The 21,610-nt window shown below is 64.0% G+C and carries 22 protein-coding genes; 11 read left to right on the top strand and 11 right to left on the bottom strand.

All coding sequences use genetic code 11. From position 1 onward, the window contains the following. The first annotated feature begins 110 nt into the window (after positions 1-110). Positions 111-1,607 carry an aldehyde dehydrogenase family protein gene (locus NKJ58_RS20990; RefSeq protein ID WP_023682665.1) on the top strand — a complete coding sequence of 499 codons (1,497 nt, stop codon included), beginning with the start codon at positions 111-113 and terminating at the stop codon, positions 1,605-1,607. Positions 1,608-1,631: 24 nt separating this feature from the next. Here NKJ58_RS20990 and doeB read toward each other — a convergent pair whose 3' ends face one another. The 10 genes from doeB to ehuR all read right to left on the bottom strand — a co-directional run bounded on the left by doeB (position 1,632) and on the right by ehuR (position 11,688). Beyond that, entirely contained in the window at positions 1,632-2,636 is a 1,005-nt protein-coding gene (gene doeB, locus NKJ58_RS20985; protein ID WP_352519169.1) for a N(2)-acetyl-L-2,4-diaminobutanoate deacetylase DoeB, read from the bottom strand. A gap of 5 nt (positions 2,637-2,641) precedes the next feature. Beyond that, positions 2,642-3,820 (bottom strand): ectoine hydrolase DoeA, encoded by a 1,179-nt coding sequence (gene doeA, locus NKJ58_RS20980; RefSeq protein WP_023682667.1) that lies wholly within the window; start codon positions 3,818-3,820, stop codon positions 2,642-2,644. 129 nt (positions 3,821-3,949) lie between these two features. Continuing rightward, positions 3,950-4,942 carry a cyclodeaminase gene (locus NKJ58_RS20975; protein WP_352519168.1) on the bottom strand — a complete coding sequence of 331 codons (993 nt, stop codon included), beginning with the start codon at positions 4,940-4,942 and terminating at the stop codon, positions 3,950-3,952. Positions 4,943-5,174: 232 nt separating this feature from the next. Further along, positions 5,175-6,161 (bottom strand): hydroxyectoine utilization dehydratase EutB, encoded by a 987-nt coding sequence (gene eutB, locus NKJ58_RS20970; protein ID WP_023732232.1) that lies wholly within the window; start codon positions 6,159-6,161, stop codon positions 5,175-5,177. Between the two features lie 5 nt (positions 6,162-6,166). Continuing rightward, entirely contained in the window at positions 6,167-6,946 is a 780-nt protein-coding gene (gene eutA, locus NKJ58_RS20965; protein ID WP_023682672.1) for an ectoine utilization protein EutA, read from the bottom strand. An 8-nt stretch (positions 6,947-6,954) separates the two neighbouring features. Next, positions 6,955-7,614 (bottom strand): ectoine/hydroxyectoine ABC transporter permease subunit EhuD, encoded by a 660-nt coding sequence (gene ehuD / locus NKJ58_RS20960; RefSeq protein ID WP_023709687.1) that lies wholly within the window; start codon positions 7,612-7,614, stop codon positions 6,955-6,957. Then, on the bottom strand, positions 7,614-8,273 hold the full coding sequence (ehuC, locus tag NKJ58_RS20955; protein WP_023682673.1) for an ectoine/hydroxyectoine ABC transporter permease subunit EhuC: 660 nt from the start codon (positions 8,271-8,273) through the stop codon (positions 7,614-7,616). Before ehuC ends, ehuD begins: the two co-directional genes overlap by 1 nt. A gap of 204 nt (positions 8,274-8,477) precedes the next feature. Next, a complete protein-coding gene (ehuB, locus tag NKJ58_RS20950) occupies positions 8,478-9,329 on the bottom strand; it encodes an ectoine/hydroxyectoine ABC transporter substrate-binding protein EhuB (RefSeq protein ID WP_023682674.1) in 852 nt (283 codons plus the stop codon). 63 nt (positions 9,330-9,392) lie between these two features. Further along, entirely contained in the window at positions 9,393-10,178 is a 786-nt protein-coding gene (ehuA, locus tag NKJ58_RS20945) for an ectoine/hydroxyectoine ABC transporter ATP-binding protein EhuA (protein WP_023682675.1), read from the bottom strand. 124 nt (positions 10,179-10,302) lie between these two features. Next, positions 10,303-11,688, bottom strand: a complete 1,386-nt coding sequence (ehuR, locus tag NKJ58_RS20940; RefSeq protein ID WP_023682676.1) for a MocR-like ectoine utilization transcription factor EhuR — start codon at positions 11,686-11,688, stop codon at positions 10,303-10,305. A gap of 82 nt (positions 11,689-11,770) precedes the next feature. Between ehuR and NKJ58_RS20935 the strand changes: the two genes are divergently transcribed. From NKJ58_RS20935 to NKJ58_RS20920, 4 genes are all read left to right on the top strand, one after another. Then, the gene (locus NKJ58_RS20935; RefSeq protein WP_023686966.1) at positions 11,771-12,259 is read left to right on the top strand and encodes an Lrp/AsnC family transcriptional regulator; all 489 of its coding nucleotides are present in this window, start codon (positions 11,771-11,773) and stop codon (positions 12,257-12,259) included. A 129-nt stretch (positions 12,260-12,388) separates the two neighbouring features. Beyond that, entirely contained in the window at positions 12,389-13,882 is a 1,494-nt protein-coding gene (locus NKJ58_RS20930) for an NAD-dependent succinate-semialdehyde dehydrogenase (protein WP_023695234.1), read from the top strand. 31 nt (positions 13,883-13,913) lie between these two features. Further along, the gene (locus NKJ58_RS20925; protein ID WP_023695233.1) at positions 13,914-15,293 is read left to right on the top strand and encodes an aspartate aminotransferase family protein; all 1,380 of its coding nucleotides are present in this window, start codon (positions 13,914-13,916) and stop codon (positions 15,291-15,293) included. Between the two features lie 8 nt (positions 15,294-15,301). After that, positions 15,302-16,405 carry an alcohol dehydrogenase family protein gene (locus NKJ58_RS20920; RefSeq protein WP_023695232.1) on the top strand — a complete coding sequence of 368 codons (1,104 nt, stop codon included), beginning with the start codon at positions 15,302-15,304 and terminating at the stop codon, positions 16,403-16,405. Between the two features lie 12 nt (positions 16,406-16,417). Here NKJ58_RS20920 and NKJ58_RS20915 read toward each other — a convergent pair whose 3' ends face one another. Continuing rightward, complete coding sequence (locus NKJ58_RS20915; RefSeq protein ID WP_023692240.1) at positions 16,418-16,594, bottom strand: hypothetical protein; 177 nt, start codon at positions 16,592-16,594, stop codon at positions 16,418-16,420. A 178-nt stretch (positions 16,595-16,772) separates the two neighbouring features. On the opposite strand from NKJ58_RS20915, the gene NKJ58_RS20910 reads away from it, so the two are divergent. The 6 genes from NKJ58_RS20910 to NKJ58_RS20885 are packed head-to-tail and all read left to right on the top strand — an operon-like array spanning position 16,773 to position 21,599. Beyond that, complete coding sequence (locus NKJ58_RS20910; protein WP_023751818.1) at positions 16,773-17,444, top strand: amino acid ABC transporter permease; 672 nt, start codon at positions 16,773-16,775, stop codon at positions 17,442-17,444. Then, a complete protein-coding gene (locus NKJ58_RS20905) occupies positions 17,444-18,115 on the top strand; it encodes an amino acid ABC transporter permease (protein ID WP_023667866.1) in 672 nt (223 codons plus the stop codon). Before NKJ58_RS20910 ends, NKJ58_RS20905 begins: the two co-directional genes overlap by 1 nt. 1 nt (position 18,116) lies before the next feature. Next, positions 18,117-18,851 carry an amino acid ABC transporter ATP-binding protein gene (locus NKJ58_RS20900; protein WP_023699816.1) on the top strand — a complete coding sequence of 245 codons (735 nt, stop codon included), beginning with the start codon at positions 18,117-18,119 and terminating at the stop codon, positions 18,849-18,851. 2 nt (positions 18,852-18,853) lie between these two features. After that, complete coding sequence (locus NKJ58_RS20895) at positions 18,854-19,774, top strand: isoaspartyl peptidase/L-asparaginase (RefSeq protein ID WP_352519167.1); 921 nt, start codon at positions 18,854-18,856, stop codon at positions 19,772-19,774. Between the two features lie 17 nt (positions 19,775-19,791). Next, positions 19,792-20,583 (top strand): transporter substrate-binding domain-containing protein, encoded by a 792-nt coding sequence (locus NKJ58_RS20890; protein ID WP_023667863.1) that lies wholly within the window; start codon positions 19,792-19,794, stop codon positions 20,581-20,583. Continuing rightward, entirely contained in the window at positions 20,577-21,599 is a 1,023-nt protein-coding gene (locus tag NKJ58_RS20885; RefSeq protein WP_023714894.1) for a LacI family DNA-binding transcriptional regulator, read from the top strand. The genes NKJ58_RS20890 and NKJ58_RS20885 overlap by 7 nt, the downstream gene beginning before the upstream one ends. Positions 21,600-21,610: the final 11 nt, after the last annotated feature.

The raw sequence follows: 21,610 nt of genomic DNA, 5'->3' as shown, positions 1-21,610 counted from the left end.
CGTGATCGGAAGTCACGCGCACAACCTGATTATCTGAGCGCCCTTTAGCTTTCCTTGTTTGAGGTTGGCGGCGGGAGTAATAGTCGCCACGGAATTGCGAGGAGGAAAAGATGACGCTGAACTTCGACCCGAAGGCGAAGGCCACGGCGTTGTACCATGGCGAATTCCGACCGATGTTCATTGGCGGCAAGTGGGTCGCGGCGCAGTCCGGCCACGGCATGCAGGCACTCAATCCGGCAACAGGCGAGGTGCTGGCGACAGTGCCGCGCGGCGGGGCTGCCGATATCGACTCGGCGGTGGCCGCCGCGCGCGCGGCCTTCGAAGGCCCATGGTCCAAATTCTCGCCCTACGAGCGGCAGTGCGTGCTGCTCAGGATCGCCGATCTCTTCGAGACGCATTGGGAAGAGCTCAGCGTTTCCGACACGCTGGATATGGGGCTGCCGATCACGCGCACGCTCGCTAACCGGCGCCGCGTCATCGGCATGCTGCGCTTCTATGCCGGCATGGCGACGGCGCTGCATGGCGAGACGATCGACAATTCGATTCCCGGCGAGATCGTCACCTTCACCCGGCGCGAGCCGGTGGGCGTCGTTGGTGCGATCATTCCCTGGAACGCGCCGACCGCCGCCTCGATCTGGAAGATCGCGCCGGCGCTGGCGACGGGCTGCACCATCGTGCTGAAACCGTCCGAGGATGCGTCGCTGACGCCGCTGCTGATCGCGCAACTGATGCAGGAAGCCGGCGTGCCCGACGGCGTCGTCAACGTCGTCACCGGCACCGGGGCCGAAGCCGGTGCGCGGCTCGCCGAACATCCAGACGTCAACAAGATCGTTTTCACCGGATCGACGCTGACCGGCCAGGCCATTGCGCGGGCAGCCGTGGCCAACCTCAAGCGCGTTTCGCTGGAACTCGGCGGCAAGTCGCCGATCATCGTCTGCCGCGACGCCGACATCGACAAGGCTGTTCCGATCGCGGCGATGGCGGTGTTCGTGCATTCGGGCCAGATCTGCATTGCAGGCTCGCGGCTGTTCGTGGCGCGCGAAATCCATGACGAGTTCGTCCGCCGGCTCGCCGATTTCGCCGGCAGACTGCGGATCGGCCATGGCATCGAGGCAGAGACGGAAATCGGACCGCTCATCAATGCCAAGCAGGCAGCCAAGGTGGAGGGCTATATCAGGGCCGGCAGCGACGAAGGCGCCGAACTGGTCGCCGGCGGCTCGCGGCTGACCGGCGAGCTCTACGATGGCGGCAACTTCATTGCGCCGACGGTCTTCGGCGCCGTGTCGGACCAGATGACCATCGCGCGCGAGGAGATTTTCGGCCCGGTCATTTCGGCGATGCCCTTCGACTCGCTCGACGAAGCGGTGGCGCGTGCCAATGCGACGCCCTATGGCCTGGCCGCCGGCATCTTCACAACACATCTGGGCACCGCGCACAAGCTTGCGCGCCGCGTCAAGGCCGGCTCGGTCTGGGTCAACATGTACCATGCCATCGACCCGGCGGTGCCGTTCGGCGGCACGAAGATGTCGGGTTATGGCCGCGAGGGCGGCATCGAGCATCTGCACGAGTATCTGGAGACCAAGTCGGTCTGGATCCAGACCGACTGATATTCGCGCGGCGTACTCTGCGAATCACGATGAAACCACAACGGCCAGGACGGCGGCGCAGTCACCGGCTTTGACCAGGCCGGGGAAATGCCGCGCCGCCAGAATGCCGGACATTTTTGCCCGGATTTCCTGCGGAGCGATGCCGGTGCGGCCGGTGGAATGGATGCGCGCCAGCACCGAGCCTTCTTTCACAGGCTCGCCGAGATCGACCATGGTTTCGATCATGCCGTCCTCCTCGGCGAAGGAGAAACAATCGCCTGACGGCATGTCGAGCCACTGAGTTCTGCCCTTCTCGACCGCACCATCAACAATGCCGGCATGGCGCAGCACATTGCTGATGCCGCGCCGCGCGATCCGCACAGTCTGTGCGCGCGAGGTGCCGCCGCCGCCAAGCTCGGTGCTGACGAAGACCTTGCCCATTTCCTCCGCCGCCGTGTCGTACATGCCGACGGAGTCGATCTCGATCATGCGCATCGAGAACGGGGCAGAGAACGCCGCGACCGCATCGAAGGCTTTCTGCTCCAGCACCTTGTCGGGCACCGTGTGGGCGGCACAGAAGGGCACGAAATCCAGTGTCTTGCCACCGGAGTGGAAGTCGAAGACGAGGTCGGCGCGGGGCAGCAATTCGCGCTGGAAATAGTCGGCGATCTTTTCCGTCACCCTGCCGTCGGGACGGCCGGGAAAGCTGCGGTTCATATTGCCCTTGTCGATCGGCGATGTCCGGGTGCCGGCGCGAAAGGCCGGATAGTTCATCGCCGGCACGATGATCACCGTGCCGCTGACCTGTTTGGGATCGAGCGTGCGGGCGAGATCGTAGAGCGCCAGCGGCCCCTCATACTCGTCGCCATGATTGCCGCCGGTGAGCAGGGCAGTCGGCCCCTTGCCGTTGCGGATGACGCAGATCGGGATCATCACCGAGCCCCACGCCGAGTCGTTGCGGCTGTAGGGCAGGCGCAGGAAACCATGTTGCACGCCGTCCTTGTCGAAATCGACGGTCGGGGCGATCGGGGATGGGCGAAGGCTAGGCATCGGGCTCAATTCTTCACCACCAGTTTGCGCGGTACATTGGCGAGGCACTCTACACTGGTTTCGGTGATCAGGATGGATTCGGTGATTTCCAGTCCCATGGTCTCCAGCCAGAGACCGGTCATGAAATGGAAGGTCATGCCAGGCTTGAGTTCGGTGCGGTCGCCGGGGCGCAGGCTCATGGTGCGTTCGCCCCAATCCGGCGGATAGGAGAGACCGATGGAATAGCCGGTGCGGTTGTCCTTGACGATGCCATATTTCTTCAACACGGCGAAAAAGGCGTTGGCGATGTCCTCACAGGCATTGCCGGGCTTTGCCGCCGCCAGCCCCGCCTCCATGCCTTCCAGTGTCGCCTTCTCGGCATCGAGGAATTCCTGTGTCGGCTTGCCGAGAAAGACGGTGCGCGACAGCGGGCAATGGTAGCGGTTGTAGCAGCCGGCGATCTCGAAGAAGGTGCCCTCGCCCGACTTCATCGGCTGGTCGTCCCAGGTGAGATGCGGCGCCGAGGCGTCGGCGCCCGACGGCAGCAGCGGCACGATCGCCGGATAGTCGCCGCCGATGCCATCGACACCGCGCGTGCCGGCATCGTAGATCTCGGCGACCAGATCGCATTTGCGCATGCCTACTTCGATCTTGTCGACGATGCGCTGGTGCATGGCTTCGACGATCCGAGCCGCCTTGCGCATATAGTCGATCTCGGTTGAACTCTTCACGGCGCGCTGCCAGTTGACCAGCGCTGTCGCGTCGACGAAGCGGGCGTTGGGCAGGTGCTTCTGCAACGCGGCGAAGGCGGCAGCCGAGAACCAGTAATTGTCCATCTCGACGCCGATGGTCAGCTTGCCCCAGCCGCGATCACTGAGCACTCTGGCCAAAAAATCCATCGGGTGGCGCTCGGTCGACTGCACGTAGTGGTCGGCATAGCCGACGATGTTGTCATGCGCGAGATAGGCGGTGCGCTTGGCGCCATTGGCATCCTGGCCGCGACCGTACCAGACCGGCTCGCCCGATGGTGGCACGATCACCGCCTGATGCACATAGAACGACCAGCCATCATAGCCGGTCAGCCAGGCCATGTTGGATGGGTCGCTGATAACAAGCAGATCGACGCCTTTCCCCTCCATGGCTTTTCTCGTCTTGGCGAGGCGATCCGCAAATTCGCCACGCGAGAATTTTAGGTTCGGCTGCATTGTTCTTGGTCCTCGTTTGTTGGGCCTGGAGCCTGTTTCAACTTTGTTGGAAACAGGCTCGTCGTTCTTGTTTGAACGTGATCTCTGGGAAAAACCGGGTTCCACTTCCGGATCACGCTTTGGCCAGCATCAGCTTTCAAAAATGGTTCCGGCATTGGCCGCCCGCGCCCGGTTGCGAGCGAGCGTGGCGATCGCCGTATCCTGCACGCCGGTGCCGGTGAGGTCGGCGATGGTGATGTCGCTGGGTGAGCGCCTTCCGTGCCGTTCGCCGGCGATGATCTGGCCGAGTTCGGTGACCGCGGCATCGGCTCCCATCACGCCCGATGCGATGGCGTGATGCAGTTCTCCCAGACGCCGTGTCTGCTTGGCGCTGTCGGCGACATAGAGATCGGCCATGCGCAGGATCGCCGTCGCGATCTCGTTCTTGTGTTCGGCATCCGAGCCCATAGCGGTGATGTGCTGCCCGGCAACGACAAAGCCGGCCTTGATCAGCGGCTCGGTCGACGGCGTGGTGGTGACGATGATGTCGGCGCCGATGGTTGCTTTGGCTGCATCCGGCTCGGCGCGCACGAGAATGCCGAGCTTTTCGCGCAGCGCGCCTGCGGCCGTCTCCGCCTTGACCGCATCGCGCGCCCAGATACGTGCCTCGGCGATCGTCCGCACCAACATGAGCGCTTCGAGTTGCAGCCCGGCTTGCACGCCGGCGCCGAAGATTGCGGCGACGGACGAATCCGGCCGCGACAGATGCTTCGCCGCGACGGCGCCGGCAGCAGCGGTGCGGACATCTGTGAGATAGCCATTGTCCAGCAGCAGCGCGTCGACCACACCGGTTCTTGCCGAGAGCAACACCATCATGCCGCCCCCGCTGGGCAGACCGAGCTTCGGATTGTCGAAGAAGCCGGAGCTTATCTTAACGGCGAAACCGTCTATTCCAGGCACATAGGCCGACTTCACATCGACCTCGCCGCGCTGCTCGTGAATGTCCAACCGCAGGATCGGCGGCATCGCCACCGGCAATGTGGCGAGCGCGCGGAAAGCGTTTTCGACGCAGGCGACCGCGTCGAGATCGAGCGGCACGATTGTGCGCAGTTCCTTCTCGGTGAGGATGGTCATCGGACTCATGTGTCGCGCTCCGTACTAGCGCGCACCACGAAGGATAGTGTTCCGTCACACCCCCCTCTGGCCTGCCGGCCATCTCCCCCGCAAGGGGGGAGATTGGACTGCACTCCTGCCTTCGCCAATCTCCAGCGCAGCAAGAACAGCGACCGCATCGAAGCTGCCGATCTCCCCCCTTGCGGGGGAGATGTCCGGCAGGACAGAGGGGGGTGGGCGGGAATTCGGCGTGGGAGAGTTTTCATGCCGCGCGCTCCGCGATTGCGTCACCGCAGACGATCTTGCGATGCGTGTTCATGTCGATATTGCGGCCCGAGAGAAGAACGACCACCGGCCCGGTCGCCTTGACCTTCCCGGCAAGCAGCGCGGCGATGCCGACCGCGCCGGCGCCTTCGACGATCTCGCGCTCCTGTTCATAGGCATGGCGGATGCCGGCGGCGATCTCGTCCTCGCTGAGCAGGATGACGTCGTCGAGCAGATCGCGGCACATGGCGAAGGTCAGCCGGTTGTCGAGACCGATGCCGCCGCCGAGCGAATCCGCCAGCGTCGGCAGTTCTTCCACCTCGACCGGGCGACCGGCATCTAGGCTCGCCTTCATCGCAGCACCACGCGCCATCGAAACGCCGATGATTTTTGTCCCGGGGCTGACGCCCTTGACGGCGGCGGCGATGCCCGAGGCGAGTCCACCACCTGAGAGTTGCACCAGGACGAGAGCGGCGTCCGGGACCTGCTCGATCATCTCCAGTCCGAGCGTGCCTTGCCCGGCGATGATGGCCGGGTGGTCGAAGGGCGGCAGCATCACCAGTCCCTCCTGCGCCACCAGCCGTTCGACCTCCTGCTGCGCCTCGTCCTGACTGTTGCCGATGATGCGGACATCCGCGCCAAGCCGACGGATTTCGTCGAGCTTGTTGCCCGGCACCAGTCGCGACATGCAGATCACCGCGCGCATGCCTTCCAGCTTCGCGGCATGGGCCAACGCACGGCCATGATTGCCGGTCGACGCCGCGACCACGCCGCGCGCCTTCTCCTCGGCGCTCAGCGAAGCAATGGCATTCGAGGCGCCGCGCAGCTTGAAGCTGCCGGTGGTCTGGCGGTGTTCAAGCTTGAGGTGGACGGGGATGCCCAGTCGTTCGGAAAGGCTGTGAGATAACCCTGTCGGCGTGCGTTCGATTTTGCCGGCAATTCGCTCCCGGGCGGCACGAATATCGTTAAGGGTGACTGTCGTCATGATCGTCAATCGCGCGGCAAAGGCAGCGTCATCAGACGGCCAAATTCGGGATGCGACGTCCCGTCGCCACACAACCGCAAACAATTCCAGGCGCTGGCCTGATTGCTGGTGACGACCGGGCGGTCGATCGCCTGTTCCATCCCGGGAACCGCGAGCGCTCCGCGCAATGCGGTGCAGGACACGAACAGTGCATCGGCCTGCGCATTCGTCGCCTCACGAGCCAGGTCGGCGATCGCTGCCGGCGCAATGCGCGCCATCTCGCGATCGTCCTCGAAGCCGAGGCAGGTGAAGCTGACGATCTCAAAGCCGCGCTCGGCGAAATACGTCGCCATCGGTCTGGAGGTTTCTACGGTGTAAGGGGTGAGGATGCTGATCTTCTTGGCACCCAGCGCCTTCAGCCCGCGCACGCCTGCCATGGGCGGCGTGACCACAGGAACACCCGGCTTGGCAGACTGGATCGCCGCCTCGATCTCGGCGTCGCCAATCACCACCGAGGCCGAGGTGCAGGAGTAGCAGATCGCGTCGAGCGGCTCGTCTGGCAGGATCAGCGCGGCGCCCGCCGCCAGCTCCGGCTGCATCTTGCGAAGGTTTTCCGGCGTCGTCGGATTCTTGTAGGGAATGCGCGCGACATAGACGCCGATGCGCTCGCTCGCCACCATGCGGCGGAAATCCGGTTCGCTGGTGTGGTCGGTGGCAAGGATGATCAGGCCGACGCGCTTTTCCAGCGGGCGCGCATCGAGCGCCGGCCTTGTCGGCATCAGCCTGATTTCGGGCAGCGGTTTCATCTTGAGAATTACCTTTCGATCTTGCCGTAGCGATGTTCCAGCCAGCGCAGCAGCACGACCGAGAAGAGGCTGATGACGAGGAAGAAAGCGCCGACCAGCGTGATCGGCTCAATGTAGCGATAGTAGGTGTTGGCGACGCTCTTTGCCTGGTTCATCAGCTCCAGCACGGTGATTGCCGATAGCAGCGGTGTCTCCTTGAACATCGCGATGAAATAATTGGCCAGCGCCGGGATCATCGGTGGGATCGCTTGCGGAATGATGATGTTGGTCCAGGTCTGCGTGGCGCTCAGATTGCAGGCCTTGGCCGCCTCCCACTGGCCGCGCGGCACGTTGTCGATGCCGGCGCGATAGACTTCCGCCGTGTAGGTGCCGTAGTGCAGGCCGAGCCCGATAACGCCGGCGACCAGCGGCGGCAACAGGATGCCGAAATCCGGCAGCACGTAGAAGATGAAATAGAGCTGCACCAGAAGCGGCGTGCCGCGGATGAATTCGGCCGCCCAACCAACGGTGCGCGACAGCGCCTTGTTGGGCGAGCGTCGTGCTAGCGCGATGCCCAGACCCACGACAGCGGCCAGCACGGAGCCGAGCAGCGTTGCCAGGATGGTGATCTTCACGCCCTGGATCAGCGTCGGCAGGATCTCCCAGACGAAGTTCCAGTCCCAATCCATCAGACGCGCACCCCGTCGAGGCCGCGCGCCATGCGGCGTTCCAATGAACGCACGCCCCAGGAGATGATCAGCGCCAGGGCGAAATAGATGATCAGGATGGTGGTGAACGGCGCCAGCGTGTTACCGGTCTGCGAGCGCACGACCTGCGCCTGAAAGGTGAGATCGGCGAGCGAGATCAGCGACACCACGGAGGTCGCCTTGAGCAGTTCGATGGCATTGTTGCCGAAGGTCGGCAGCATGATCAGCAGCGCCTGCGGCAGGATGACATGGCGCATGCCTTGCCAGCGGCCGAGGTTGAGCGCGATGCAGGCCTCATATTGTTCGCGGCCGACCGACTGGATGGCGCCGCGTACCACCTCGGCCGCATAGGCGCCGACATTGAGGCCCAGCGCCAGCACACCCGCCTGCAGCGGGGTCAGTTCGAGGCCGATCAACGGCAACACGAAATAGGCAAAGAACAGCTGCACGAAGATCGAGGTGCCGCGGAAGAATTCTATATAGACGGTTGCCAGCCAGCGCAGAGCAAAGAAGCGCGACACGCGGCCCATGCCGGCGAGGAAGGCCATGATCAGGGCGAGCACCGACCCCATCAGCGTCAGCTCGATGGTGACAAGCGCTCCCTGCAATATCAGGCCGAGGTAGCCGGACCACTGGGTCATTCGGGTTCCAACGTTGGCGGTTAGCTTCCTTCTCCCCGTTCACGGAGAGAAGATGCCAGTCCACCCTCCGAAGCTGCAGCGCAGCTGCTGCGGAGGACGGGCAGGCAGATGAGGGGCAGCGCTAAATTCCAGAACCTGGCGCCGCCCCTCATCCGGCCCTTCGGGCCACCTTCTCCCCGTGAACAGGGAGAAGGCAAAACGGCGCTATTTCGCCGCGCAGAGCTTGTCCCGCGTGGTCGACATCGCGGCTGCGGCCGAGAAGCCGTAGGGCTCGATGATCTTGGCGAACTCGCCGGATTTCTTCAGCTTGGCGAGCTCGACATCGAAGGCGTCGCGCAGGGCCTCATCGCCTTTCTTGAAGGCGGCGCCGTCGCAATAGACCGGCGCGCCGACCACCGGGGCGATGACTTCGAGGTTCGGATCGTTGGCTTTCTTGACGAGGTCGTTGATCGACAGGACGGGCAGCGAATAGGCGTCGATGCGGCCGTCCTGCAGCATCTTCAGGCCGCTCTGGCCGTCCGGCACGACGATGACGCGCTCGCGCGGCACGCCGGCGTTGAGCGCCAGCTTCTCCTCGGTGCCGCCACCGGGCGCGCCGATGGTGGCTGACGTGTCCTTGGCGACGTCCTCGTAGCTCTTGAAGCCCTTCGGATTGCCCTTCTTCACCAGCATCGCCTCGGCGTCGCACAGCACCGGCTCGGAATAGACGACCGCCGCGCAACGCTCCGGCTTCATGAACAGGCCGGCGGTGACGACGTCGAAGCGGCCGGCCTGCAGGCCGGGGATCATCGCGCCATATTCGGAGATCGAAGCGACGATGTCGGCAACACCGAGACGCTTGAAGACCTCGCGCGCCACGTCGGGCGCCGCACCCGAAACTTTGCCGTCGGCGGCGACCGCCGTATAGGGCGGCTCGTTGGCGATCGCGACGCGGGCAAAGCCCTGCGCCTTCAATTGCTCGAGCTTGCTGTCATCGGCCGAACCGGTGCTCGACGCGGCGAGCACCGCCGTCAGTGCGAGACCGGCGACGCCGGCCAGAATGCCAAGTTTCTTCATTGTTCCCAACTCCTTGTTGTCTTCTTGGTTTTGTCTGGGGCGGTCTTCCGCCCCGCAAAGCGGTCAGACACGATGTCCGGCTGCGATGATCTTCTTCAGGAAGCCTTGCGTGCGCTCCTGCTTTGGATGGCGGAAAATCTCGTCTGGTTTGCCCTCTTCGACGATCTTGCCGCGGTCGAAGAACAGCACGCGGTCGGCGAAGTCGTGGGCAAAGCCCATCTCGTGGGTGACCAGCAGCATGGTCATGTCGGTCTCTGCGGCGAGCTTGCGCATGACATTCATCACCTCCTCGACCAGCTCCGGATCGAGGGCCGACGTCACCTCGTCGAACAGCATGATCTTCGGCGACAATGCCAGCGCACGGGCAATCGCCACGCGCTGCTTCTGGCCGCCGGACAGCTGCGCCGGCATCGACTTCGCCTTGTCGGCCATGCCGACCATGTCGAGCAGTTCCATGGCCCGCTTTTCAGCGGCGGCGCGAGGCGTGCCCTTGGTCAGCATCGGCGCCAGCGTGACGTTATCCATGACGCATTTGTGCGGAAACAGATTGAACAGCTGGAAGACCATGCCGATCTTCTGCCGCATCTTGGTCAGGTGCCGCTCGTCGGCGGGCAGCAGCTGGCCGTTGCGCTCCATGTGATAGAGCTGCTCGCCATCGATCTGGATATGGCCGCCGTCGATCTTCTCCAGCGTCATCAGGATTCGCAGGATCGTCGTCTTGCCCGAGCCGGACGGGCCGATCAGCGCCAGCTTCTCGCCGGGCATGACCTGCATCGACAGGCCGTCCAGTACCTTGAACGAGCCGAAGCTCTTCGAAATGGCGTCGACCTTGATGATGGGTGAGGACAAATGAATTTCCCCTGCTGGAGAAGCCTGTGCCCTTAACGATGCGGAACGCGCCAAATCATGTCAATTGGGAAAATAAAATCATGACAATATTTCCGGCACTGCATGATTCCAGAGCAATTCCCGCTTAGATTGCGAGCAGCAGATGCTCCGGATCGCCAAGCAGCAACTTGGTGACAACGCCGAGGCCGGCGCGCAGTTCCCCCTCGGTGGTCGAGCCGAGCGAGATGCGCACCGCCGGATGCCAGGGCGCATCCGAGATGCGGAAGGAGGTGCCGGGCGCGATCGCCACGCCTTGCAGGCGGGCCTGGGCGACGAAGCTTTCCTCGGCACGGTCCGCGGGCAGTTGCAACCAGACATGCAGCCCGTCGCGCCTGGCGCGATAACCAACCCCGCCCAGCACCTCGGCTGCGATGTCCTGGCGGCGGCGCAATGCCGCGCGCTGCCAGCGAACGAGTTCCATCGCCGTGCCGTCGGTCACCCATTTGGTGGCGATCTCGGCCACCAGCGGCGTCGCCATCCAGTTCGACACCAGATGCCGGTTGGCAACGGCGGCGACATAGCGGTCGGGCGCCGCGAGATAGCCGATGCGCAGGCCAGGTACGGTGATCTTGGTGAAGGAAGTGACGTAGAGCGTGCGCTCCGGCGCAAAGGCGGCGACCGGCGGCGGCCGGTCCTCGATCAGCGGACCCAGCACATCGTTCTCGATGATGGCGATGTCGTGCTTGCGCGCGACCGCGGCGATCTCTTCGCGCCGCCGAGCGTCCATCAGCGTCGCCGTCGGGTTGATCACCGACGGTTGCACGAATACCGCGCGAATGTCGGTGAGCCGGCAGACCTCGTCCAACGCCTCCGGGATCAGGCCATTGCCGTCGATCGGCAGGCCTTCCAGGTTGAAGCCGAGATAGCGCGCCAGCGGCACCAGCGTGTGGTGGCCGATGGCCTCGGTGGCGACAGTCGATCCCGGCGGCGCAACGCTCATCAGCGCCACGGTCATCCCGGCGGTCGCGCCATTGGTCAGGCTGATATTCTGTGCGGAGGTGTCGAGCCCACACAGTTTCAGCCATTCGACAGCCACCGCGCGGTGACGCGGGAACACCATGTTGGGCCGGAACGACAACGCCGAACTGGATGGCAGGTTTTCGGCCAGCCAGCCCAGCGCCTGCTTCAGCCGCTCCAAATGCATCGGCTCGCAGACCGGCTTCAGGATTGACAGATCGATGACCTCGCCGAGGCGCTCCGGCAGATAGGGCGGCTCCGGGTCGCGGCGCTGCGTCTGGACAAAGCTGCCACGGCCGATCTCGCCCGAAATCAGGCCGCGCCGGATCAGTTCTTCGTAGGCGCGGCTGACCGTCTGCACCGACAGTTTTAAATCGTCTGCCAGCCTTCGATGCGTTGGAAGCCGCGCGCCGTTGGCCAGCCGCCCGTCATGAATGGCGCGGGCGAACTGGTCGGCCAGCGTTTGATAGGCTGGCCGGCGGATGAGCGCAGGGTCGGGTTGCCATGATGTCATGACTTAATAGAGATCGAAATCAGTGCAATTGACAATCGAAATAATGCGCCGTCATGGTGATGCCGACAAAAAGCGGACGCCGATGACATCGAAACTCGACGCGGTCGACCTCAGGATACTCGACGCCATCCAGCGCGACGGGCGCATCACCAAGCTGGCGCTGGCCGAACAGGTCGGGCTGTCGCCGACGCCGTGCTGGATGCGGCTGCGCAAGCTGGAGAAGGCAGGCATCGTCTCGGGCTACCACGCCAGGATCGCCATGCGCGTGGTGGCGCCGGTCGCCACCGTGTTGATGGAGGTGACGCTGGCCAGCCATCGCCAGGCCGATTTCGACCGCTTCGAACGCGTCATCCGCGACATCCCCGAAATCGTCGCCTGCTGGTCGGTGGGCGGCGGCGTCGACTATGTGGTCAAGGTGATGACGCGCGACATCGACGCCTATCAGCGGCTGGTCGACGACCTGCTGGAGCGCGAGATCGGCATCGACCGCTACTTCACCTACATCGTCACCAAGACGGTGAAGGACGAAATCGTGCTGCCGATAGCCGACCTGCTGCCGGCGTCGGCATAAGCCCGGAGAGAATGTCTGTCGGGACGGCACAATAGAGAGAGTCTCTCTCCTTCAGGGCGTCGAAACAGTCTCTCTGTCTGCATGTGACGGATAGTCTTCCCGCATCGTCCGAACCGGGAGGCCTCGACCATGTCCGCGCATTTTGCCCGCTCGCATCGCCATGAGGCGCTCGACCGCCTCTCCGACCGCCGGCTGCTGCGCGAGCTTGCCTATGTCGATGGGCATTGGACCGCGAGCGAAGCGGCCGAAAGCTTTGAAGTCACCGATCCGGCCACAGGCGCGACGGTCGCGTTTGTCGCCGCGCTCGATGCGCAGCAAACGACAAGGGCAATCGGTGCCGCCGCGCGTGCCTTCCCGGCTTGGCGGTCACTGCTGCCGCAGGAGCGGTCGAGAATTCTGCGAAAATGGTTCGAGCTGATCATCGCGGCGAAAGACGACCTTGCCCTGCTGATGACTTTGGAACAAGGCAAGCCGCTGCAGGAATCGCTCGGCGAAATCGACTATGCCGCCTCTTTCGTCGAATGGTATGCCGAAGAGGCAAAGCGCCTCAACGCCGAGAGCGTCACCAGCCATCTGCCGAATGCCGAAATGATGGTGCGGCGCGAGCCGCTCGGCGTTGTCGGCGTCGTCACGCCCTGGAATTTTCCGGCGGCGATGCTGACCCGCAAGGCGGCCGCCGCACTCGCCGCCGGCTGCACCATCGTCGCACACCCATCCTCGGAGACGCCGCTGTCGGCGCTGGCGCTGGCTGAACTCGGCGAGCGCGCCGGCCTGCCCGCCGGCGTCTTCAATGTCATCACCGGCAAGGCTGCTACCATTGTCGGTCGCATGTGCGAGGACCCGCGCGTTCGCGCCATAAGCTTCACCGGCTCGACCGAGATCGGCCGGCTGATCGCGGCGCAAAGCGCGCCGACGATGAAGCGGCTGGTGATGGAGCTTGGGGGCCACGCGCCGCTGATCGTCTTTGCCGATACCGATCTGGACAAGGCGGTGAGCATCGCCATCGATGCCAAATTCGCCACCTCCGGCCAGGACTGCCTCGCCGCCAACCGCATCTATGTCCAGCGCCCGATCTACGATCGCTTCTGCGCCGCTTTTGCCAGGCGTATCGAGGCGCTGCGCACCGGCAACGGCCTTACCGACAAGATCGACATCGGGCCGCTGATGCATGAGCGTGCCGTCGCAAAGGTCGAAGAGCAGGTCGCCGATGCCATCGCTCGTGGCGCGCGCTGTCTCACCGGCGGCAAGCGGCATCAGGCCGGGCCGCTGTTCTACCAGCCGACGCTGCTGGCCGATGTCAGCGACGAAGCGCTGATCATGCGCGAGGAGACCTTTGGGCCGGTCGCCGCCGTCACGCCGTTCGACAGTGAGGACGAGGTGATCGCCCGTGCCAACGCCACAGAATATGGCCTGGTCGCCTATGTCGTTACCGAGAACGGCGCCCGCCAGCAGCGCCTGGGCCGCGCGCTCGACTACGGCATGGTCGCTATCAACCGCGTCAAGATCACCGGCGCGCCGATCCCCTTCGGCGGCGTCAAGCAATCCGGCATCGGCCGCGAAGGCTCGCGCCACGGGCTCGAAGCTTTCACCGATCTGAAGTACCTCTGTCTGGACGTCACATAGTCCGTCCGGCCATCTCTCAAGGAGTCAAAAAATGCTCGACCAATCCAACGAACTCAATGCCTGGGATCGCGACCACTTCTTCCATCCCTCGACCCATATGGGCACTCATGCGCGGGGTGAATCGCCGACCCGCATCATGGCCGGCGGCGAGGGCGTCACGGTATGGGACAACAATGGCAGGAAGAGCATCGATGCCTTTGCCGGCCTCTATTGCGTCAATGTCGGCTATGGCCGCCAGAAGATCGCGGACGCGATCGCCACCCAGGCGAAAAACCTCGCCTATTACCACGCCTATGTCGGCCACGGCACCGAGGCTTCGATCACACTGGCCAAGATGATCATCGACCGCGCGCCGAAGGGCATGTCGAGGGTCTATTTCGGCCTCTCGGGTTCGGATGCCAACGAGACCAACATCAAGCTGATCTGGTACTACAACAATGTGCTGGGACGGCCGGAGAAGAAGAAGATCATCTCGCGCTGGCGCGGCTATCACGGCTCGGGCGTGATGACGGGATCACTGACCGGGCTCGACCTGTTCCACAACGCCTTCGACCTGCCGCGCGCGCCGGTCCTGCACACCGAAGCGCCCTACTATTTCCGCCGCGCCGACCGCTCGATGAGCGAGGAGCAGTTCTCGCAGCATTGCGCCGACAAGCTTGAAGAGATGATCCTGGCCGAAGGTCCCGAAACCGTCGCCGCCTTCATCGGCGAGCCGATCCTCGGTACTGGCGGCATCGTGCCGCCGCCGGCCGGCTACTGGGAGAAGATCCAGGCGGTGCTGAAGAAGTATGACGTGCTGCTGGTCGCCGACGAGGTGGTGACGGGCTTTGGCCGTCTTGGCACCATGTTCGGCTCCGACCACTATGGCATCAAGCCGGACCTGATCACCATCGCCAAAGGTTTGACCTCGGCCTATGCGCCGCTGTCGGGCGTTATCGTCGCCGACAAGATGTGGCAGGTGCTGGTGCAGGGCTCCGACAAGCTCGGTTCGCTCGGCCATGGCTGGACCTATGCGGCGCATCCGATCTGCGTCGCCGCCGGCGTCGCCAATCTCGAACTGGTCGACGAGATGGACCTGGTGACAAACGCCGGTGAGACCGGCGCTTATTTCCGCGCCGAACTGACCAAGGCTGTTGGCGGCCACAGACACGTCGGCGACGTGCGCGGCGACGGCATGCTGGCGGCGGTCGAGTTCGTCGCCGACAAGGACGACCGGGTGTTCTTCGATGCTTCGCTCAAGATCGGGCCGCAGGTGGCGACAGCACTTGCCGCCAGCGGTGTCATCGGCCGCGCCATGCCGCAGGGCGACATCCTTGGCTTCGCGCCGCCGCTCTGCCTGACGCGTGAGGAAGCCGACATCGTCGTTTCGAAAACCGCCGATGCCGTCAACAGCGTGTTTGCCAACCTCTGAGATCGACGATGAATGCCATGACCAAGACCCTCCCCGCCACCATGGCCGCCGTGCTGCTCACCGGGCATGGCGGACCGGAAAAGCTCGTCTATCGCACCGATGTGAAAGTGCCTGTGCCTGCCGCCGGCGAGGTGCTGGTCAGGGTCAGCGCTTGCGGTATGAACAACACCGATGTCTGGGTACGCCAGGGCGCCTATGGCACGGAGGAGGACGCTGCCGCCGTGTCGACGTGGCGGCGGCAAGGCAACACGCTTACCTTCCCGCGCATCCAGGGCACCGACACGGTCGGCACCATCGCTGCCGTCGGCGAAGGCGTTTCCCCGGGCCGTGTCGGCGAACGGGTAATGGTCGATTTTTCGATCTACAACCGCGACGACGATTCCCTCGCCGACATTGACTATATGGGCCACGGTCGCGACGGCGGGTACGCCGAGTACCAGACGGTGCCGGGCGAGAATGCGCATTTCGTCGATACTGACATGAGCGACGTCGAACTCGCCACCTTCTGCTGCGCCTACCTCACCGGCGAACAGATGCTGGAGCGCGCCGGGCTGAAAGCCGGCGAACGCGTGCTGGTCACCGGCGCCTCGGGCGGCGTCGGTTCCGGCATCGTGCAGCTGGCGCGGGCGCGCGGCGCCATTCCCTACGCCGTCGTCGGCAAGGGCAAGGAGCAGGCGGTGCGCGACATCGGCGCCGAAGCGGTTATTACCCGTGGGGTTGCCGATCTTCCCGCCGCCGTGAATGAAGCCACTGGCGGCCAGCCGATCGATGTGGTCGCCGATCTCGTCGGCGGCGCGATCTTCAACGACCTCTTGCGCATCCTGAGGCCCGAAGGCCGCTACACCACCGCCGGCGCGATTGCCGGTCCGGTCGTGCAGCTCGATCTCAGGACCATGTATCTCAAGCAGCTGCAACTGCACGGATCGAGCCAGGGGACGCGCGCCGACTTCCGCCGCATCGTTGGATACATCGAAGCGAAGAAAATCCGGCCGCTGGTCGGCGGTGTCTACAAACTGTCCGATTTCCACAAGGCGCAGGCCGACTTCATCGCCAAGGATTTCGTCGGCAAGCTGGTGGTTGTGCCGGACGCCATGTGGAACATCCGCGCATAACGGCTCCCAACGTCAGAGCGCGTCGTAAACGGCATCAATCAACACCTTGCGGCGTGGATCGACGTCGTCGAAACCCAGCATGCGGTTGGTGACGTAGCCGAATCCGACACCGGCGCCGGGATCGGCAAAATCGAGGGCGCCGCCCCCAGCCGCCATGGCCGAGGGATTGCGGCGACGCGCGGCTGGCATAGGCGGCGTCCTCGAGCTGAAAGCCGGCGGCGAATTGCCGGCGCTTGAGACATAGCGCGCATGAGGCGAACCGGAATCATCGCAACGAATGCAAGCCACAGGCCAGCAACCAGACCCTGCATCTTGACAGACGAGGCGAAAGCCAAAAGAGTGAAACCGGTTTCACTGGGGACCGCCGGTGCATTTCGATCTGTCCATTCTGCTCCCGCATCTGGGTTTTCTGGCGCGCGGCGCCGAACTCACGGCCGCGGCTTGCGCGCTGTCGCTGGTAGGAAGCGTCTTCATGGGCGCGTTGGTGGCGATCGCACGCACCTCCGCCTCGGCACTGCTTCGACGGATCGCCTTCGTCTATGTCGATCTCTTCCGCAATGTGCCGTTCATCGTCCAGCTGTTCTTCTTCTATTACGGCCTGCCCGAGCTCGGCATTTACATCGATGCCTTCACCACCGGCGTCGTGGCGCTTTCGATTGCCGGCGGCGCCTATGCCTCCGACATCATTCGCGCCGGCATCCTCGCCATCGACCAGGGCATCATCGACGCCGCTGAAGTGAGCGGCCTGTCCAGGCGCAAGATCTTCACCCGCATCGTGCTGCCGATTGCGCTGCGCACCTCCGTGCGACCGCTCGGATCCGTGCTCATCAACATGATCCTTACGTCCTCGATCCTCTCGACAATCACGCTCAACGAGCTCACCGGCTCAGCCCAGATCGTGGTCTCGCAGACCTATCGGCCCTTCGAGGTCTATATGGTGCTGCTCTGTGCCTATGCGGCCCTGACCTATCTGGTCTCGCTGGGCGTCACCCTGCTCCACCGCCATCTCAATCGGGACATGATGGAGGCGGTCGACTGATGCGGTTCAGCGACTTCACCTCCTACGACCTGATCCTGCTGGCGCAAGGTCTCGGCACCAACATCGCGCTGTTTCTCGTCACCTCTCTGATCGGACTGCTGATTGGCCTGAGCTGGGCACTGGTGCGGTTCTACCGTGTGCCGGTTCTGGCCCAGGTCGTCACCTTCCTGTCGGAGCTGTTGAAGAACTCGCCGGTGTTGGTGCAGCTGTTCCTGGTGTTCTTCGGCCTGCCGGCGCTGTTGCATATAAGGGTGACGCCGGTCACCGCAGCGACCATCACTCTGTCGGCGAACACCGCGGCATTCGTCTATGTCATCGCGGTCTCGGCGATCGAGTCGATCGAACGCGAGCAGGTCGAGGCCGCGCGTGTCTTCGGCCTGACCCGGTGGCAGGTCCTGCGCCATATCGTTTCGCCCCAGGCTGCCGCCTTCGCGGTCGGCCCGCTCGTCGCGCTGCTGGTCAACCAGCTTCAGGTGACGTCGCTGATTTCTGTCATCGGCGTCGTCGACCTGACCAAGATTGGCCACATCCTCAACATGCGAACCTTGAAGCCGTTCGTGGTCTGGACCGTCGTCGGGCTGCTCTACTATGGCGCGGCAAAGCTGGTCGCCCTGCTTGGCGAGCGTCTTGAAAACCGCCTGCGGGCGCACAGCGCCTGGCGGGGGCTTTAACATGCTCAAGATCGAAAACGTGCACAAAGCGTTCGGCGAGGTCACTGTGCTGGACGGCGTCGACCTGACGATCGCGCCCGGCGAAGTGGTCTCGATCCTCGGGTCGTCGGGGTCCGGCAAGTCGACACTGATCCGTTGCATCAACGGCCTCGAAAAGCTGAAGTCGGGCCGCATCACGGTCGACGATTTCGATGTCAGCAAGCCGAAGGAGCTGGCCGAGGCGCGCAAGCGCTCAGGCACCGTCTTCCAGCTGTTCAACCTCTATCCGCATATGAGCGCGCTTCAGAACATTACGCTCGCCCCGATCGAGGTGCTGAAGATGCCGCGCCCTGAGGCCGAGGCGCTGGCGCGCAAGCTGCTCGAGTCCGTCGGCCTCGCCGATCGGGCCAACGCCTACCCGGCGCAGTTGTCGGGCGGGCAGCGCCAGCGTGTCGGCATCTGCCGGGCGCTCGCCATGCAGCCGCGCTATCTGCTGCTCGATGAAGTGACCAGCGCGCTCGACCCGGAAATGACTTCCGAGGTGCTGGCCATCCTGGCAAAGCTCGCCGCGCAAGGCACGACGATGCTGTTCGTCACCCACGAGATCGAATTCGCGCGCGAGATTTCCAACCGCATCGTCTTCCTCGACAAGGGCAGGCTGGTGGTCGATCTGCCAACGGATCGTTTCTTCGCCGCGGACGGCGGCCGGGCGCAGCCGCGGGTTGCGCAGTTTCTCTCCAAGATGCGCAAGGACTAGGAATGCTGCTGTTAGCCAACAACGAAGCATGGCCGGGATTCGAAACCTCGGTGCAAATGCTGCGCGATGGCGCCGTCAGCCTGGACGCGATGGTTGCCGGCATCGGCATGGTGGAGAAAGAGGTCAAGGTTCGCAGCGTCGGTTATGGCGGCTGGCCGAACATGCTGGGCGAGATGGAGTTCGACGCCGGGGTCATGGACGGCAATACAAGAGAGGTCGGTTCAGTCGGCGCCGTGCCAAGGACCTTGGCGGTCGCTGCCCTGGCGCAGCAGGTAATGAAGCGCCTGCCGCATGTGATGCTGACCGGCGAAGGGGCGCGGCGCTTTGCCAGCGAAATCGGTTTTGCCGAAGACGAAGTCTTGTTCGAGGACAGCAAGCGCGTCTGGTGGGAGCGGCTGCAACAGGAACTCACACCGCAACAGCTGGCGAAATTCCCCGATATCGATCTGGCGCCGCTCAGCCGTACTATCACCGATCCCGAGCGGGTCCGCGACACCACCGTCTTCCTGTCGGCGGATGCGCGGCGCGGCATCCATGCCGCGACTTCGACCTCGGGCTGGGCCTGGAAATATCCGGGCCGGCTCGGCGATTCTCCCATTCCCGGCGCAGGCTTTTACGCCGACAGCCGCTATGGTGCGGCGGCGTGCACCCATACCGGCGAGATGACGATGCGCTGCGCCACCGCACGGACCGTCGTGCTGGCCATGAAGCTTGGCCGATCCCTGTCGGATGCGGTCGCGCTGGCGGTCGAGGAACTGGCTGAACTCGACACCGGCTTCCTGGCCGGAGTGGTCATCCACGCCGTCGACGCCGAGCAGAACCACGAGGTGGTGAATTTCAGATGCGAGGGCGAGGTCCGCTACTGGCTCTGGAAGGATTCCATGTCCGCACCCGAATTGCGGGCGGCAAGACGCGTCACTTGAAAATAAGGAGAGGAACCATGAAAACCGTACTGCGTGCCTTCGCCGCGCTGGCCATCGTGGCCGGTTCGGCATTTCCAGCCCTTGCCGGCATGATTGACGACATCCGCTCACGCGGCACCATTCGCATCGGCGTATCGCTCGGCGGCGAGCCGATCGGCTTTCGCGATGCACAAAACAACCCTGTCGGCTACGATGTCGATGTCGCGACGCTGCTGGCGCAAAAGCTCGGCGTGCCGGTCGAGTTCGTCGACGTCTCGGGCGATGCCCGTATTTCCATGCTGGTGTCGGGACAGATCGATGTCGCGGTCGCAAACACCTCGGCAACGCTCGAGCGGGCCAAGACCGTCAACTTCACCATCCCCTACAATCGGGCCGGGCTGCGCGTCATCGTCCAGAAGGATGCCGGGATAACCGACCTCAAGGGGCTCGCCGGCAAGAAGGTTGTCGTCGGCCGCGGCACCACGGGCGAAACCTTCCTCAAGGCAGCCGTGCCGGACGCAGAGCTCGTCTATGTCGACCAGTTCGCGCCCGACGGGGTTCTGCAGCTGCAACAGAAGCGCGTCGATGCGGCGATCGAGGATTCCTCGCTGCTCGATTACCTCGCAACCAAGACACCGAGCCTGGTGACGCTGCCTGGCCTCTATTCCAACGATCCGATCGGCATCGCGGTCGCCAAGGGCGATCCCGAATTCGTCCGCTGGCTCGACATGTTCGTGTCCGACTTCATCCAGTCAGGCACCTACGAGGCGACCTACAAGAAGTGGTGGGGGCCGGGCTCCAACCCGCCGGCGCTCAACCCGCTGTGGTGACACCCACTACCGGCAACCGATCGGCGCACAGTCGAGGCGCCGTCGCAACGATCGCCGATGTCGCGCGGCTGGCAGGCGTGTCGCGTGCCGCGGCCAGCCGTGCGCTGTCGAGCGGACCGCGACCGGTCTCGGCGGACAAACGCGAACGTGTCGTGCAGGCCGCCGCGCAGCTCGGCTACAAACCCAATCTCCTGGCGCAAAGCCTGACCACCAAGACCGTCAATCTGGTTGCCGTCGTGGTCAACCACATTCACGACCTTTCAGATCTCGACCTGTTCGACCGGCTGCTCGACGCAATCCAGTCGATCGGCAAGCAGGTCATCCTCATCCGCATCGGCTCGGCGGAAGGGGTCGAGGATTTTCTGCGCAACGGCGTTGCCTATCATGTCGATGCCGCCGTGGTGTTCTCCGACTTTGCCGATGCAGCGACGGTGCGGCGCATGTTTCGCTCGGACCTGGTCATCATGCTGAACGGACTGCATGACGATCTGTCACCCACCGTCATTCCCGATGAAGGCGTCGGCATCGCCGAGGCCGTGGCGGATGCGGCGGCCAAGCGCGCGCGCACGGCCAGCCTGCTGACCGGCCGTTCGTCCTCGCGGGTCGAACAGCTGCGCATCGGCCACTACCTCGAAGCGTTCCGGCATCATGGAATTGAACTGCTGCAGACGGTCCAGGGAGACTATTCCTACGAGTCGGGCTATGCGGCAGCCGCCGGCCTGACGGGACGCGGCTGTCCCGATGCGGTCTTTTGTACGTCCGACGCGATGGCCATGGGTGTTCTGGATGTCTGCCGGGCGGATTTCCCCGACAACCGGCCCAGCCGCTTCCGCCTCTATGGCTTCGACAATGTGTCCCTGACCAATTTCGACGCCTACCCGATATCGTCAATCGGCTACGACAAATCAGACTATGTGGGTCATATCGTCGGCGCCCTCTCCAATCCGCAGGTCTTCATGCCCGGCCAGCCGCCTGTCGTTATATTGACCCGGCTGATTTCGCGCTTGACCGCGTAACTAGCGCCGAT

This window comes from Mesorhizobium sp. M0139 (assembly GCF_040322455.1).
In the GTDB taxonomy this organism is placed as follows: domain Bacteria; phylum Pseudomonadota; class Alphaproteobacteria; order Rhizobiales; family Rhizobiaceae; genus Mesorhizobium.
This window is presented reverse-complemented; position numbering and strand designations above follow the sequence as displayed.

What these genes read in the sequence shown, in the direction of transcription:
- NKJ58_RS20990 (WP_023682665.1), top strand. Translation starts at nt 111, where the DNA reads ATGACGCTGAACTTCGACCCGAAGGCGAAGGCCACGGCGTTGTACCAT.
- doeB (WP_352519169.1), bottom strand. Translation starts at nt 2,636, where the DNA reads ATGCCTAGCCTTCGCCCATCCCCGATCGCCCCGACCGTCGATTTCGAC.
- doeA (WP_023682667.1), bottom strand. Translation starts at nt 3,820, where the DNA reads ATGCAGCCGAACCTAAAATTCTCGCGTGGCGAATTTGCGGATCGCCTC.
- NKJ58_RS20975 (WP_352519168.1), bottom strand. Translation starts at nt 4,942, where the DNA reads ATGAGTCCGATGACCATCCTCACCGAGAAGGAACTGCGCACAATCGTG.
- eutB (WP_023732232.1), bottom strand. Translation starts at nt 6,161, where the DNA reads ATGACGACAGTCACCCTTAACGATATTCGTGCCGCCCGGGAGCGAATT.
- eutA (WP_023682672.1), bottom strand. Translation starts at nt 6,946, where the DNA reads ATGAAACCGCTGCCCGAAATCAGGCTGATGCCGACAAGGCCGGCGCTC.
- ehuD (WP_023709687.1), bottom strand. Translation starts at nt 7,614, where the DNA reads ATGGATTGGGACTGGAACTTCGTCTGGGAGATCCTGCCGACGCTGATC.
- ehuC (WP_023682673.1), bottom strand. Translation starts at nt 8,273, where the DNA reads ATGACCCAGTGGTCCGGCTACCTCGGCCTGATATTGCAGGGAGCGCTT.
- ehuB (WP_023682674.1), bottom strand. Translation starts at nt 9,329, where the DNA reads ATGAAGAAACTTGGCATTCTGGCCGGCGTCGCCGGTCTCGCACTGACG.
- ehuR (WP_023682676.1), bottom strand. Translation starts at nt 11,688, where the DNA reads ATGACATCATGGCAACCCGACCCTGCGCTCATCCGCCGGCCAGCCTAT.
- NKJ58_RS20935 (WP_023686966.1), top strand. Translation starts at nt 11,771, where the DNA reads ATGACATCGAAACTCGACGCGGTCGACCTCAGGATACTCGACGCCATC.
- NKJ58_RS20930 (WP_023695234.1), top strand. Translation starts at nt 12,389, where the DNA reads ATGTCCGCGCATTTTGCCCGCTCGCATCGCCATGAGGCGCTCGACCGC.
- NKJ58_RS20925 (WP_023695233.1), top strand. Translation starts at nt 13,914, where the DNA reads ATGCTCGACCAATCCAACGAACTCAATGCCTGGGATCGCGACCACTTC.
- NKJ58_RS20920 (WP_023695232.1), top strand. Translation starts at nt 15,302, where the DNA reads ATGAATGCCATGACCAAGACCCTCCCCGCCACCATGGCCGCCGTGCTG.
- NKJ58_RS20915 (WP_023692240.1), bottom strand. Translation starts at nt 16,594, where the DNA reads ATGCCAGCCGCGCGTCGCCGCAATCCCTCGGCCATGGCGGCTGGGGGC.
- NKJ58_RS20905 (WP_023667866.1), top strand. Translation starts at nt 17,444, where the DNA reads ATGCGGTTCAGCGACTTCACCTCCTACGACCTGATCCTGCTGGCGCAA.
- NKJ58_RS20900 (WP_023699816.1), top strand. Translation starts at nt 18,117, where the DNA reads ATGCTCAAGATCGAAAACGTGCACAAAGCGTTCGGCGAGGTCACTGTG.
- NKJ58_RS20895 (WP_352519167.1), top strand. Translation starts at nt 18,854, where the DNA reads ATGCTGCTGTTAGCCAACAACGAAGCATGGCCGGGATTCGAAACCTCG.
- NKJ58_RS20890 (WP_023667863.1), top strand. Translation starts at nt 19,792, where the DNA reads ATGAAAACCGTACTGCGTGCCTTCGCCGCGCTGGCCATCGTGGCCGGT.